Origin of the sequence: Falsibacillus pallidus (assembly GCF_050990905.1) — a bacterium.
Classification (GTDB): Bacteria; Bacillota; Bacilli; order Bacillales; family DSM-25281; genus Falsibacillus; species Falsibacillus pallidus_A.
The window spans coordinates 2,132,585-2,146,609 of sequence record NZ_CP158866.1; the positions used below are offsets into that span (position 1 = coordinate 2,132,585).

Genomic DNA, 14,025 nt, shown 5'->3' on the forward strand with positions numbered 1-14,025 from the left:
GATTATGTCCTCCTTTTCGCTTTCCAGATCATTTCAGGCAAAAGCGGAAGCTCATTCATCTTCACACCAGCCGCAAGAGTCAACGCATTCCCAAGTGCTGCCGGCATGCCGAGGAGACCATGCTCCCCGACGCCCCTTGCCCCGTATGGTGCATCCAATTGATAGGTATGGACAAACTCGACTTTATATTCCGGATGCTCCCCATATCTTAAGGGCCGATATGTACGCAGCTGAGGATTCAGCACCCTGCCTTTTTGGTCAAAGAAAAGGCGTTCTCTTCCCCCATATGAAATCCCCATACTCATGGCCCCCATGACTTGGCCAAGTGCAGCTTTTTCATTCAAGACCCTGCCGATATCCACGACTGATACCGCCTTAAGGACCCTATAAGTCCAATCCTTCTTATTCAATTCGATTTCCACTCCTTGAGCAGCGACTGTCCATTCAGGACCAAGTCTTCCTTCTCCGGTTTCAGGATCCATATTGGTCATATTTCTCATGATATAGTTTCCTTTTCCAATGATTTGCCCTCCGATGGCATTGCCATCCGGAAATTTATATCCATAAGCCAAGTCTTTTATTGGAAAGAATGTCAAAGGATCATCCTTTAAATACACCTTCCCATAGCCTACTTCCAAGTCTTGAACCTTCACTCTCAAAACACATGCCGCCAGCTCCTTCAATTGATTCATGACGTCATCAGCTGCTTCCAGCAATGCTTTTCCCGCCATGAAAACCCCTCTGCTCGCAACCGTTTTCCAGTGCTCCGGGGTGGATTTAGTATCGATCTCCATTTGAACATGAATCAGGGAAATGTCCATTTTCAATTTTTCAGCAAGCATCTGTGCCAGAACAGTCTTTGTCCCGGTACCGATTTCCACAACACCTGACATGAGATTGATGCTTCCATCACTGTTAAAGGTCAATATCACTCCAGATGAAGCATTTTGATCGATTGTAGACGTTTTCCAGACACATGCAATCCCTTTTGCACGAACGATATGTTGATTTAATTGGACAAACTGGCCACTATTCCAATCCATCAAATCTCGCAGCCGTTCGATGCATTTAGGAAGGTTTCCCAAATTGCTCCTTGTCAATCTCACCCTCGTAGGAGTGTAATCGCCCGGCAAGATGCTGTTCTGTTCTCTGAAAGCCAGTACATCCATCCCTATTTCCTCTGCTAGGGAATCCATTGTCCGTTCAAATGCAAACAACAGCTCTGAATGGCTGAATCCCCTGAATGGTGCAGCATAAGGGTGATTCGTATAGACACAAAGGGAATCGCATTTTATATTTTCAATATGATAGGGACCAGTACAATCAACGGCCGCAGCTCTTGCCAGGTCGACAGCTTTATCCGAGTAAGCGCCCCCATCGAATAAATAGAGTATTTCTGCTGCCTTGATCTTTCCATCCTGACTACAGCCGAGTTTAATGCGGGCTTCAAGTCCGATATGACCTGGAGAGGTAAGGATATCCTCTTCCCTGGTATTCATGATTTTTACTTTCCTTCCGTCAACTGCCTTTGAAGCCAGGTATGCCAATAATTCCAATTGCACGGATGCCTTCCCTCCATATCCCCCTCCTACCAATGGTGTTTTCACAGTCACTTTTCCTATTTCAATATCAAAATAGCTGCCTATGAGTTTTTTCACCATAAAAGGCGCTTGGGATGAGGTGTGGATTTCGATATTTCCTTCCTTATCGATTTGACATATGCTGCATCTGAGTTCCATTGCGGCATGGTCGGCTGGAGGAAGGAAATAGGATTCCTCAACACTATAGGTACAGGAATCCCATCCTTTTTTCATGTCGCCCTTCCTTACTTTCAATCGATTGGCGATATTGGTCCCTGGCACTGGAAATACATCTATTTCTTTATGGTAGTCCTCCAGCTGTTTGTGAATGAGGGGTGCGCCTGCATGAATCGCTTGGGATGGGGAGTTTATGACAGGCAGAGGCTGATAAAATACCTTCACTAATGAGGCTGCTATTTTTGCAGAATGATAGGAATCAGCTACTATGACAGCAATGGCTTCACCATAGTACCTCACCCGATCATAGGCAATCGGCGGCCTGTCGCGGATCTGCTCTCCTGTCAAAGGCAGATTTTTCCCTAAAATACACGCACGCACTCCTTTTACTGCTAATGCTTCATCCACTGAAATGTCCAGGATTTTAGCATGTGCTTCCGTACTGGTCACCAGTACTCCATGCAGCATGCCAGGTGTTTGAATATCATTTGTATATACTGCCCGCCCGGAAACTTTATCGAAGGCTTCCTTTCTGATGACGCTTTTCCCTAATATGTCCACTTGTCTTCCCTCCTTCTTATTCTGGATTGCATCAGGAGCTTGGCAGTCAGATATTCAGACTCATTGTCAATATCAAAAGCAAGGATTGAATCATACAATTCGTTAAATAATCCGCTCTCGCTCTTTAAAAGGCTCCTGGCACCTGCATCCCCTTGGAGCGCTAAAAGTTTAGGGTACATAGATTTAGAAAATATGATTGGCGGCATTGGAATGGATTGATACGTGGAGGCAAGATAGTTGGGTTCAGTCTTTTGATAGAGTTTTAGATGGCTGTTAAAAAGATATGCAGTCTGGAATGGTTGATCAGCAAGGATGATCATAATAGCATCCGCCCCAAATTCAATGGCTCTTTTGACGCCGCATTTCAGGGATTCTCCAAAGCCTTCCTGCGCATTTGGGCAGTACAAGTAAGACCATTTGCCATCCGTTTCACCATTTCTATTCTCCAGCCAAACGGGAGGGGACTCATCGGAACCGACAAACAGGACATGTGTAAATTGAGAACGGACGGCTGCATCAAAAGCATAAAGTCCCAGCGGTTTACCTTCTAGAGCCAACTCCAGTTTCGGTTTACCCATCCGGCTGCTGCGGCCTGCCCCAAGTACAATTCCGACAATGTACGGCATCTGGACCCCTCCTTTCCTTTTCATGAATGTAAAATGGAAATGATTTCAGCCATGATTGACACCGCAATTTGTTCTGGACCTTTAGCGCCGATTTTAAGCCCGATAGGTGAATGAACATTTTCAAAATGATGTTTTTGAAGCAATTTCTCCGTTCTCTTCCTGGAACCGAGTATGCCAATATATTTTAAATGAAGCCCCAAGATCTTCAGCTGATCAATTATTTCTTTATCAGTCTGGAATTGATGTGTCATGATGACTACTAAATCGTCCTCTTTTAAATGGATCCTTTTCATCCAGCTTTCCGGAGAACCTAAAAAAAGTTGATCCGCATTAGGAAAATGTACAGACTGAAGTCGATCTTCTTTGTTATCACATACAATTACCGAAAATCCGCATTCAGAGGCAAGGCGGCATAGAGGTTCAGCATCCTTGCCTCCGCCAAATAAAATCATCCTTCGCTGGGGGGTTAACAATTGTTGATAGATAAGAAGATGTTCTGTATCAGTAGTCCAGTCCTTTATGCCGACATGATTTGATCCTTGTTTTTCAGTCTCCTGAAAATTGTGGCCCACATAGTCAAAATGAGGCGTAAAGTGTATTGTCCAACAGATTGAATGCCCGCTGCACAGACTTCTATACAGTGTTTTTAATTCGCTCTGAAGCATCCTGTCGATCACTTGAAGGAAAATGAATAGGGTTCCGCTGCAGCCAGAACCCCTCCCCCATCCAGAATCATCTTCGCTCTCCAATGAATAGACCAATGTTCTCTTAGAACATCCGGATGCTAACAGATCCTCTGCATTGTATGCTAAATCCTCTTCCAGACAACCAGCTGAAATCATCCCTGTCCTTTTGCCGTCAGGAGCAAACAGCATGCAGCTTCCTTCTTTCAAATAGGCTGACCCCTCTACATGGACGATCAATGCCAAAACCTTTTGGTCATCACCGCCAATGGCATCCTTAAGGACAGTGTAAAAAGAATGCAAGAACCACCACTTCCCTTTATCCAGTAAATGAAAGCAAATAGAAAAACCCCTTACATTTTATGGAGCCATTCTTTCATTCAGAACCGAAACATCCATGCCGGCTCTGTGCAAGCACCTCTAATTTCCCCAAAGCACAAAAAACCCCATTCATCACATGATGAAAGGGGCTGTCGTACAGCATTTGCCGACGGTCTGTTATTGCTTCATTTTCATTTTTTCATAATTATCCTGCAGCTGTGCCAAACGTGTTCTTCCTTCTTCGCGAAGGCGCTTATTTTCCTCTTCTATAGCTTTTGTTTCCTGCATTCCTTTTACAATGATATTCCATGTTTCTTCCATTGTTTCAAGCTTGATGCTTGGTCTGCCTGCCATGCGTGCAATATCCACGCTTTGCTGCGAAATGTTTTGCGCATTACGGAGAAGCATTTCGTTCGTACGCTTATCAAGTTCATTCATGGATTGCGCCACTAGATTCTGCCTTTTTGCAGAAATGGCATTGATCAAGCTGTTCTTAAAGATAGGAATCGTTGTGACAAATGCCGAGTTGATTTTTCCGATCAGCTTAGTGTTCCCTCTTTGAAGCATCCTGATTTGCGGAGCAGATTGGAAAGAAACCTGTTTCGCCATCTCCAGGTCATAAATTCTTTGGTCAAGAAGCTCCACGGCATTCTTAAGCGAGTCAAGCTCCATTCCCGCGAGTTGATCACCGCTTGAGACTCTTTGTTCAAGCTGAGGGATGCGCTGCTTCAACTCTTCCAATTTCACTTCCCCGGCACTGATGTATTTTTCGAGTTCCAAATAATATTGGAAATTTTGTTCATATAATTGTTCAAGCGTTTGTGTAGACTTCTTCATTTCTGTTTCATACTTCGTGATTTCAACGTATACCTTATCAATTTCCGAACCCATTGTTTGGTATTTGCTGAATAACTTTTCGATCATTTTCTGTCCGCGGTTAAATAGTTTGGACAATAAACCTTTATCTTCAACAAAATCTTTGCTGTCGAATTTATCCATTATTTTCCCAAGTTGTTTAAGAAGTACACTCGATTCTTCCATGCTGCTTGATTTAATGGAATTCAAGACACGGCCAGAAAAGGCAGAAATTTCATTAGCCGTCTCTTTCCCATATTCCAATAAAGCGATTTGATTTTTGTCATCGATGTTTTGAGCGATTCGCTGCACTTCAGGGTCATTCTTCATCTTTTCCTTCAATTGCAGTGAGCTATTTTGCATAACCTCTTCTTTTTGATCGAGATTAAGATTCTGCAGCTGGGTCAGATCTTGTACAGAAGTTAAATTTGACATTTCATCGCGCCCCTTTATTAAAAGATATTAAAAAATTTTTTTAATGATTTTCTTAAAAACAGAAGCTTCCTTGAACTCCTCTTCGAAGCTTACTTCTTCAAGCCAGTGGGTATCAAAGTTTTTCTCATCCATATAAAGTTCAATATCGTTTTGGCCAGGTGGATTGAAAATGACAATATCAATTCCGATTTCATTCAGCAAGGCAATCAAAGCTGCATCGCATCTGGACATTTTGCCGTTTTTCTCTGTGTTGTAGAGAATCAGTTTAGGGACATCCTGTGCGTAGTCGAACCTTTGAAGGAGCTTTGAAACCTCTTCCGGAATGGCCATCGCTTGGGCAAAAAGAAAAAGCTGGAGCTGCTCCATTTTTTCATGCGGAAGCGGCTTAATCCTCGGCTTGGCGCAATATCTGGAAATGGCTGAAGCGATTCCCAGCTGAAGACCTGATGGAAGCTCTTTATATTTCCACCAGTTGGAATGTATGATCTGTTCTGGTTCAAGGATCCCATCAGGATTCAGCGCGTTTCGATAATGGAATAATAAATTTGCATTGATTTCTTTTGTAAAAGGGAACCGCCGGATGGTTAAAGCGTTCTCCATATCTGCAACGGTTTGGATTCGATCCCAATATTGTTTGCGGTTCTTGGAAATCCCCTGAACCTTTGCAAATAAAGCAGGAATATGAACTTTCTTATCGGATACATCAAAATTAGGCCGTATAAATGATTTTTCCTTGATAAGAATGAACAGCTCGTCATAAGTCGTTTTCAAAGTGACAGATACCGGATCATAGTTCCTGAACTGCCATGGCTTGTATAACATGGAGCCATCAGAGTGCATCACTTTGTCGATTTCCTGTGATGCCCTGTAGGCAACGGTGGATTTTCGGACCGGTCTGGTTTTCGGAAAGGGCTGCAGCTCCCCTTTTGATGGGTACTGCAGTACTTTCGAAACTTTTTGATCTTCATCTATGGATTGAAGAATGTCCTTGCCTTCAGGATGAAAGATAAGGACGTCGCATCCTACAAGAATCAAGTAATATAAAAAGTAGCTTTCGCTTTCTGAAGCATCCCCGTACCAAATGACCTGTGGAGTATCATGGATAAAATCATTTTGATTCAGCCATGGGTCTAAATGATTCCACAGCCACTTAACCATGTCCACTATGGCCCTCCGAAATCCGGGATCTGCCATTCCTTGTGCATGTTTCGCTTCAAATGTCTGCAGATAGGTCATCAAGGCGTTTCTTAAATGAAAATAAACTCTTCTATTTTGTGTTTGTGGGATCAGGCGCTCTCCATCCAAAAAAGCGAGGAATCGATTGACAGATAACCGTTCTTCCTGATGGATCATCAAAATCCTTTGGATGGATTGAAAACGGGCAGGATCGATTGATTTGTCGAGCTCTTCATTGAGAAGATGTACATTTACTTCATCGCTGTGGATGGCATCATAAAGTTCTTCCAGGTACTGGTCCTCAGAAAGATGCGTCCCAAGCATGCGTGCAGCAACCTGTCCGAATGTCAGGTTATTCTCTTCTTTCTTATATCCATCACGCTGCGGCAGCGGCTTTTTCATTATGGTTTGCCAATCGTCTAAGCTGAAATTAAGCGGGATCGGCATAATGGAATCATTCATCTTAATCAACTCCTTCCATCTTGAGGTCGAATGCTCTATTCACCCTTTTTTCTGCTAAAGCATAAAATAATTTCCCAGACCGCACTCTAATGAGAAAAAAGGTGATATGATATGAGATTATTTATTCGCAGAACGAAAGATGCCAGGACGGATCAAGCCCTGGAGCTATATAGTTCCATAGCTGCTTCATCCTTGTTTATCTTCATTGATTTATTATTGATTGATTTATGGTTGAGCCTTATCATTTCTTCACATGCAGGAATTGGATTTAAAATGTCCTTTTTCTCGCTGTATGCTTTCTTCACCCTTATGTATTTCTGCATTCATGGCTTATTCAAATGCTATGTTAAACACCGCTGTTGATTTCCGTTCAAGACTTCGCTTTCCGAGGGCGGAGGCAAGCCTCCTCGTCGCTGCGCTCCTGCGGGGTCTCGCCTGTTCCGCTTTTCCCACCGGAGTCTTCGTCTTGCCCTCCAATCAACAGCTAGAATCTAGTGGAAAGCAACAATGAGCTTTAACATAGCCTATTCAAAAGAAAAGTACACAAGGAGTGAACATATTCCTATATCCTTATCTTAACAAATCTTCAAGAGGTTCGCATCTGAATTCATCCTGGCTTTAGTCTCCTTTTACCGATTGAATGATTCCGCAGCATGCATATGACAATCCCTCATAATATTCCACTGGAACATTCTTTTCTGCAGCCAGCATCAAAATATGGTTCAGGGATTCATTCCCTCTATCTCCAATTAAAATTTTCCATGGCACCCTTCGAAGCAGCACCCTCGTTGTTTCACCAATTCCCGGTTTAATAAGATTCGTATCTTGTATCTTAAATTCCTGTTGGATCTTCAAAACATTCTGGAAGCCCTTCCAGCTTGGTTCATCCAGTTCTTTACTGTAATCAATCTCATTCCCAGGATGCGAATGAATGATCTCAGGAAACTGGCTGGATATCTCATCAATAAAATAATTTGAAAGATCATGCTCCATCCATTCACGATAATATTTGGCTCCATGAAAATCATCAGTGGATATGTACTGTTGATTGAGGACGGTTCGGCTGATCAGCCCTGATACTGTTGCATTCAAGCAGGAACTTGGCAGAAAAAAATCTTTCTTTGTGCCATATAATGCAGCGCAATCGCCCGGATCGCAAAGAACTGCCAGCGAATCCGTTAATCCCAAGTCGAACTCATCATTCAAACTATCGACAGATTGAGTCAGTTCCCGTTGGATGGCACCTTTTCCCGTCCATCCGTCTATAAATTGAATGCCGCTTAAAGGATGCCTGGAACATATGTACTTAATGGCATTTATGTCGATTCCTCTCCCTCTGATGATGGAAACACTATAATGAGGGAGGTCAATGCCGTATTTGAATGCTATATACCTTTTTATAAGGATCCCCACAGGTGTGCCTGCCCTGGCAAGGGATACGAGGACGATATCCTTCCCCCTCTTGTTCAGAATTCTTTCACTGACGATTGACACCAGTTTGGCTGCTTCTCTTTTCGTTGCTGCAAGGGATTCATGAAAGAGGGATAAATAGGACAGAGAAGGAAGCTTTTCTGTTGGCAGAGATTCAGAATAATGGGTACCGCTCTGTATACCAGCCTCTCTTTCTTCTGTACTCCCTTCAAGATTGGCCTGTTTGAGATCCTTCAATAGAAAAATGACATCTTTTTCTGAATAGCTGCCAATGTTATTTGCTGTCAGCGACATAGCGGACACCTTCTCATTAAAAATAGGATTTATATACTGAATGGAACGATATGTACATAGGAAAATAAATAGCGCGCATGATTCAGCCAGGAATCCAATGCCTGCGGCTCCATGCCGCGTTCTATGAAAAGGAAAACTTCATCATACTGCCCCTTTTCAACATTATAAAAATAATTAGCCACTCCAGGTGTTTCGATTGAATCAAATGTATAGCGGCATTTCGCACCATATGATTCTTTCTTGTGAGGATAGATCGGGCTTCTTGTAGTAGATTGAAAGAATACCCCTTTGCCCATTTCAGCTGCTGTGGTCATAGGAATATACATAAACTCCCCTGTCCCCATGCATAATGTTTTTGTTCCTTTACGTCTACCTTTCAAAATAGCACCGATTTCAGATAGATAATTTTCCAAAGCGCTTGTTTCTTCAGAAGTAATTCCGAACCGTCCTGACTGTGATAAATATGGAATTCCTTCATTTATATTTACTTTGTGAAGAGAAGGAGTTGGGATTGTATGATATTGAACGGTCCCTCTGCCAGCTATATTCAGTTCGCTTTCTTCAATGTTCTCGACAGGGAAGCCTTCTGGCTCGATTTCACCTGAAAGCAAGGAAACTTCCGTGATTTCAATACCTAACTTTTTTTCCATTTCACGGAATTTTTCCTTTTGTGCCCGTGACCTCCAATCAAGGATAGAAACGACCGTATAATGCTTCCTTGGATGAAATTTATGAATGGATTCAATGATATTCAAAGCCGTTTTGCCTGTTGTCATTTCATCGTCCACTAATACTACCGGATGGCTATTCTCCAGTATAGAAGGGTTAATATAGCATCGATGTGAAGTGGCATGGGAATGTTCCTCTTCAAAACGAATAATGGAATCCAAATACGGGATGTATTCTCTGGTTGTATGGAAATACACTGCATTATGAAAACAATTGAACATGGCGTGCCCCAAAGCGGTTGCCGTTTCCGCAAAGCCAATAAACAAGGTGCGTTCAGGAAGATCGAGCTTTGTCTCTTTCATTTTAGAAAGAAGCGACGGATCGCCAATACCATTATTTACTGTCTGAATCAATGCATTGCGAAGCGGATGATTCCGATGATGATGTATATCAATATATCGATCAGCCAGGAGTGCCCCAACAGAAAGAGCTGTAACAGGCATTACTGGGATATGCTTTCCCAGGACCTTGCTGACAAATAGGAATCCTCTTTTTTTATTGATTCTAGCGGCCATCTGGAAAAGGGCCTCGGGTTTTAAATCATACGGATTTTCCGTAATCGCCATGTTCATCTGTAAGCCACCGATAATATTATAAGAATACGTTTTGTTCTCTCTTGACTCCAAGGAGATCAATGAATGTTTGTCCATCCCTCAGCACCCCGAAAATATGTGATTTGCGCAGCACAACCTGCGCCCAGTTGTAGTGTGGTTTAATCTCGTTCATTTTGTTTGAATAATGGCTCTTTATGACCCCATTCACTTCTTCCGCCTGGTTCAGGATTGCCGTGGCATCCAGATATTCCTCTAATGTGACGACGTTCATGGCTTGAACCACTTTGATGTGAGAGGGGTGAATGATGGTTTTCCCAAAGAGCCCATTCGCTTTGTCCAACAGCACTTCATGGATCAGGCCATCTTCAAACCGTTCAATCATTTCTGCCCTCATAGTGGATCCGGTCCTGCCATAGGAAGCTTCGAATGGAGTCTGGCGAATCTGCGGCTTTAAAATCCGCTCCCCCCCTTGGAAGTACTCCCATACTGGCCCCGATATAACATATTGGCTGGAGGCTCGTCCAAAAATATTGATGATATCAGAAATGCAATCCCGAATGACAGCGATATCATAGATTGTGGTATCTTTATTCCTCCTGATGCCAAAAAGGCCCGAAAAGTCAGTTGCCCCGATCCTTACATTGAGAATGTTTTTAAAAGAATCCAAAATGTCTTTGATTTCCATAAGTGTTTCCATTCTTTTCTCTTTGAAAATGATATCGGGGGATTCCAAAATAGGCATGGCATAAAGGTTTAATTCATATCTGTTGTTCATTTCTTCGAGCGTTTCTAAAAACAGCCTTCCATTTTGAGGTGTGAATTTAGGAAAGACAAAACCGCATAGCAGCTCTCTTGCCCTCTCTCCAAGACGCTCCAACAAAAGCTGTATTTGTTCAAATGTTCTGACTCTTACGAAGAGAAGTGGGATATCGGATTCACTGAAACTCCTTCTTTCGACGGCTTCCGTTATTTCTTGGATCTGATGGACTATATTCCATTCCGCAGAATCTATTTCCCTATCACTTATGGAATCTTCCAGGCAAATAACTATAGTCGATAGGCCTTCATGCCTCCCCTTTAAATACTTGCCAGAAAGTATATCTTCAGCAATGCTGTCCCTTGTACCCGGCATATAAAGGGCAGCACCCAGGCTGTACGCCAGCAGCTCCTTAGGAGAATCTTTATAAAAAGGTTGAGGTTCTTTATAGAATAGTTGTACTCTCTCCTCATCAGAGAGATAGGAAAAATGCTGCAAGGGATATCCTCCTTCTCAAATACGCATTCTGGCAAGAATTAAAGAAAGAGAGAAAGATTAAGATGCATCTTCCTCTCCCGTCTCTAGCATTATTTACCTGCTTCTGATTCTTTTGTTCTTTTTTTCTTTAAGACATGAATAAAGAAAGTTCCGGCGAAAATTGCAATAAGGATGCTGAAGAAAATTATTTCTTCAACATGAAACCCGAATGATGCGGCTATCATTTTTATCCCAATGACACCAATGAGAATGAATGCGGTCGCTTCGAACTCAGGGATTCGCTCAATCAATGCCAAGAATAGCTGTGCTACACCTCGCATCATCAAAACACCGAGCATCCCTCCCAGAAGGAGGACCCATATTTGATCTGATACGCCAAAAGCAGCTATGACACTGTCAATACTAAAGGCAATGTCCATCAGTTCTACCGTCAAAACGGTTCGCCAAAAGCCCATCTGTTTCGGCTCAATGTCCTTATCCTCCTCTTTATTCCGAAAGTGGGAGTAGGCCAAATAAAGCAGATACAAGCCGCCAAGAACTTTTATCCATGTGATTTCAATCAAAAATACACCGAGTCCGATTGCAAGGAAACGAAAGATATAGGCACCGATAATTCCATAAAATAGAGCTTTCTTTTGCTGTCTTTGCGGAAGGTGCTTCACCAGGACGGCTAAGACAAGAGCATTATCTGCTGATAACAGCCCCTCCAAAATGATCAGGCTTCCAATGATCCCCCAGCTGGCAGGATCGGTCACTACTTTTTCAAACATTTCAATTGAAAAGAAGGAAGAGTAGCTATGAAAGAGCTCGTTGAAGAATTCAGTCATCCATGGTCTCCTTTATGCAATTTGGTGCAATCCAAAAGCTGCAGCAGGTTCAATCAGTTTTTTCAGACATCCAGTCCATAGTTGCGGCATAGGGCAGCAAGGCCGCCTTGGAATCCGCTGCCGATGGCATTGAATTTCCATTCGCCAGCATGCTTATATAGCTCGCAAACAACCACTGCTGTTTCAATGGAAAAGTCCTCCCCTAAGTCATAACGAAGGATTTCGCGGTTGCTTGAAGCATCGATCACCCTGACAAATGCATTGGAAACTTGCCCGAAGTTCTGTCCCCTCGCTTCAGCATCATGGATTGTCACTGTGATGCCAACCTTTTCGACATGTGGAGGAAGAAGGCTGAAGTCCACGTTCATTCTTTCGTCGTCGCCTTCTCCTTCCCCAGTGCGGTTGTCCCCTGTATGTTCTACTGCACCGTTCGGGCTCTTTAGGTTGTTGTAGAAAATGAATTCATTATCATTCTCTACTTTATTGTCCGCATTGCACATGAATGCACATGCATCCAAGTCAAAATCATGGCCCCCGGAATATTTATTGGTATCCCATCCCAGGCCGATGATGACTTTTGTCAATCCGGGATTTGTTTTGGTAAGATCAATACGTTGTCCTTTTGATAATGAAATGGAAGACATACAATCACACTCCTAAAATTGAATCTTATTTCTTTTCTTACACGTCTAATCCGAAATCTTTTACCAGTGAAGCCAATCCGCCCTGGTATCCGCTTCCAATGGCGTTGAATTTCCATTCTCCCCCATGGCGGTATAATTCACCCACGACAAGTGCTGTCTCAATGGAGAAATCCTCACCAAGATCATAGCGGATCAGCTCTTCACCGTTTGCTTCATTGACGATCCTCGCATAAGAGTTCGCGACCTGCCCGAAGTTTTGCCCGCGCTGCTCAGCTTCATGAATCGTGATAGCGAAAACGATGCGCTCAATGGAAGCTGGCACTGTACTAAGGTTCACTTTGACAGTTTCGTCATCTCCTGCACCTTCTCCAGTTCGGTTATCACCATCATGCTTTACAGAACCATTCGCACCAGTAGGATTATTGTAGAAAATAAAATCAGATTCAGCTGCACATTTCCCTTGTGCATTCAAAAGGAATACGGAAGAATCCAAATCAAAATCGTGTCCTCCGTCGTATCTGTTCGTATCCCATCCAAGTCCGACAACAATGTTTGTCAATCCCGGATTCGTTTTTGTCAAATCAACCTTTTGCCCTTTAGATAGATTAATTGCCATGATTAAACCACTCCTATTATATGATTGGGTTTTTAATTTTATCTGCCATATTTAGCCGCAATTTTATCAATTCCGGTATCTTTTGTCCCTTGCCCGACAGCTGAGAATTTCCATTCACTGCCGCTGCGGTATATTTCTCCTGGGAAAAGAGCCGTCATTCCGCCGTAATTATCCGTTAAGTTATAATTTGCAAGCTCCGTATTGCTGGAACTGTCTACAACGCGGATGAATGCATTTTGAATCATGCCGAAATCCTGCTTGCGCTGAACGCATTGATAGATATTCACCACAAATACAAGCTTATGTATATGGGCAGGAACTTTATTCAAATCTACAAAGACTTGTTCATCATCCCCATCCCCTTCACCGGTGATATTGTCACCTGAGTGACGGACACTTTGGCATGTGCTCAATTTCTTCCCGAAGTAAACGACATCTTCAAGCTTGTCATTCTCCCCTATCAGAAGAACGGATGCATCGCAGTCTATATTGCTGCCGCCTCCGCCGCCGAATAACCCTCCAAGAAAACCTGATCCGCTTTTCTTTACTGGATCCCATCCCAGGCCAACCAGGATTTGGGATAATCCAGCTCTGCCCTTTGTTAAATCGATTTTTTGTCCTTTTTGTAATGATATCGCCATACCTTTCACTCCTCATGTCAGTGTTTCGTCTATCTTATCTAAAATGTTACCATATCCAAACATGGATTAAAAAAGATTTGTATGAATTTTGTAAATTTCAGCAATCAAATGTTTGACTGCTTCTCTACTACTTACGGACAAAACGCAAAAAGGTTTCA

The 14,025-nt window shown here is 42.8% G+C and carries 13 protein-coding genes; 1 reads left to right on the forward strand and 12 read right to left on the reverse strand.

Annotated elements, in window-relative coordinates; genetic code table 11:
* Positions 1-2 precede the first annotated feature (2 nt).
* From ABTV07_RS11280 to ABTV07_RS11300, 5 genes are all read right to left on the reverse strand, one after another.
* A complete protein-coding gene (locus ABTV07_RS11280) occupies positions 3-2,318 on the reverse strand; it encodes a xanthine dehydrogenase family protein molybdopterin-binding subunit (RefSeq protein ID WP_433742373.1) in 2,316 nt (771 codons plus the stop codon).
* The gene (locus ABTV07_RS11285) at positions 2,306-2,944 is read right to left on the reverse strand and encodes an NTP transferase domain-containing protein (protein WP_433742374.1); all 639 of its coding nucleotides are present in this window, start codon (positions 2,942-2,944) and stop codon (positions 2,306-2,308) included. The genes ABTV07_RS11280 and ABTV07_RS11285 overlap by 13 nt, the downstream gene beginning before the upstream one ends.
* Positions 2,945-2,964: 20 nt before the next feature.
* Entirely contained in the window at positions 2,965-3,930 is a 966-nt protein-coding gene (locus ABTV07_RS11290) for an XdhC family protein (RefSeq protein ID WP_433742376.1), read from the reverse strand.
* Between the two features lie 195 nt (positions 3,931-4,125).
* Positions 4,126-5,238 carry a toxic anion resistance protein gene (locus ABTV07_RS11295; RefSeq protein ID WP_433742378.1) on the reverse strand — a complete coding sequence of 371 codons (1,113 nt, stop codon included), beginning with the start codon at positions 5,236-5,238 and terminating at the stop codon, positions 4,126-4,128.
* 27 nt (positions 5,239-5,265) lie between these two features.
* Positions 5,266-6,876, reverse strand: a complete 1,611-nt coding sequence (locus ABTV07_RS11300) for a YceG family protein (protein ID WP_433742379.1) — start codon at positions 6,874-6,876, stop codon at positions 5,266-5,268.
* Positions 6,877-6,987: 111 nt separating this feature from the next.
* Between ABTV07_RS11300 and ABTV07_RS11305 the strand changes: the two genes are divergently transcribed.
* Positions 6,988-7,239 (forward strand): hypothetical protein, encoded by a 252-nt coding sequence (locus ABTV07_RS11305; protein WP_433751380.1) that lies wholly within the window; start codon positions 6,988-6,990, stop codon positions 7,237-7,239.
* 255 nt (positions 7,240-7,494) lie between these two features.
* On the opposite strand, the gene ABTV07_RS11310 is transcribed toward ABTV07_RS11305, so the two are convergent.
* The 7 genes from ABTV07_RS11310 to ABTV07_RS11340 form a co-directional block, all read right to left on the reverse strand.
* Positions 7,495-8,601: a cysteine protease StiP family protein gene (locus ABTV07_RS11310; protein ID WP_433742381.1), complete on the reverse strand. Its 1,107-nt coding sequence runs from the start codon at positions 8,599-8,601 to the stop codon at positions 7,495-7,497.
* Positions 8,602-8,630: 29 nt separating this feature from the next.
* The gene (locus tag ABTV07_RS11315; RefSeq protein ID WP_433742382.1) at positions 8,631-9,902 is read right to left on the reverse strand and encodes a phosphoribosyltransferase family protein; all 1,272 of its coding nucleotides are present in this window, start codon (positions 9,900-9,902) and stop codon (positions 8,631-8,633) included.
* A 19-nt stretch (positions 9,903-9,921) separates the two neighbouring features.
* Positions 9,922-11,139 (reverse strand): HpcH/HpaI aldolase/citrate lyase family protein, encoded by a 1,218-nt coding sequence (locus ABTV07_RS11320; RefSeq protein ID WP_433742384.1) that lies wholly within the window; start codon positions 11,137-11,139, stop codon positions 9,922-9,924.
* Positions 11,140-11,228: 89 nt separating this feature from the next.
* Entirely contained in the window at positions 11,229-11,966 is a 738-nt protein-coding gene (locus ABTV07_RS11325; RefSeq protein ID WP_433742385.1) for a TerC family protein, read from the reverse strand.
* A 62-nt stretch (positions 11,967-12,028) separates the two neighbouring features.
* A complete protein-coding gene (locus ABTV07_RS11330) occupies positions 12,029-12,610 on the reverse strand; it encodes a TerD family protein (RefSeq protein WP_433742387.1) in 582 nt (193 codons plus the stop codon).
* Between the two features lie 37 nt (positions 12,611-12,647).
* A complete protein-coding gene (locus ABTV07_RS11335; RefSeq protein ID WP_433742388.1) occupies positions 12,648-13,226 on the reverse strand; it encodes a TerD family protein in 579 nt (192 codons plus the stop codon).
* A gap of 38 nt (positions 13,227-13,264) precedes the next feature.
* A complete protein-coding gene (locus ABTV07_RS11340; RefSeq protein ID WP_433742389.1) occupies positions 13,265-13,867 on the reverse strand; it encodes a TerD family protein in 603 nt (200 codons plus the stop codon).
* Positions 13,868-14,025 lie beyond the last annotated feature (158 nt).

Excerpts from the sequence above, each read along its gene's own strand:
- ABTV07_RS11285 (WP_433742374.1), bottom strand. The coding sequence starts at position 2,944 with ATGCCGTACATTGTCGGAATTGTACTTGGGGCAGGCCGCAGCAGCCGG.
- ABTV07_RS11295 (WP_433742378.1), bottom strand. The coding sequence starts at position 5,238 with ATGTCAAATTTAACTTCTGTACAAGATCTGACCCAGCTGCAGAATCTT.
- ABTV07_RS11300 (WP_433742379.1), bottom strand. The coding sequence starts at position 6,876 with ATGAATGATTCCATTATGCCGATCCCGCTTAATTTCAGCTTAGACGAT.
- ABTV07_RS11305 (WP_433751380.1), top strand. The coding sequence starts at position 6,988 with ATGAGATTATTTATTCGCAGAACGAAAGATGCCAGGACGGATCAAGCC.
- ABTV07_RS11310 (WP_433742381.1), bottom strand. The coding sequence starts at position 8,601 with ATGTCGCTGACAGCAAATAACATTGGCAGCTATTCAGAAAAAGATGTC.
- ABTV07_RS11315 (WP_433742382.1), bottom strand. The coding sequence starts at position 9,902 with ATGAACATGGCGATTACGGAAAATCCGTATGATTTAAAACCCGAGGCC.
- ABTV07_RS11325 (WP_433742385.1), bottom strand. The coding sequence starts at position 11,966 with ATGACTGAATTCTTCAACGAGCTCTTTCATAGCTACTCTTCCTTCTTT.
- ABTV07_RS11330 (WP_433742387.1), bottom strand. The coding sequence starts at position 12,610 with ATGTCTTCCATTTCATTATCAAAAGGACAACGTATTGATCTTACCAAA.
- ABTV07_RS11335 (WP_433742388.1), bottom strand. The coding sequence starts at position 13,226 with ATGGCAATTAATCTATCTAAAGGGCAAAAGGTTGATTTGACAAAAACG.
- ABTV07_RS11340 (WP_433742389.1), bottom strand. The coding sequence starts at position 13,867 with ATGGCGATATCATTACAAAAAGGACAAAAAATCGATTTAACAAAGGGC.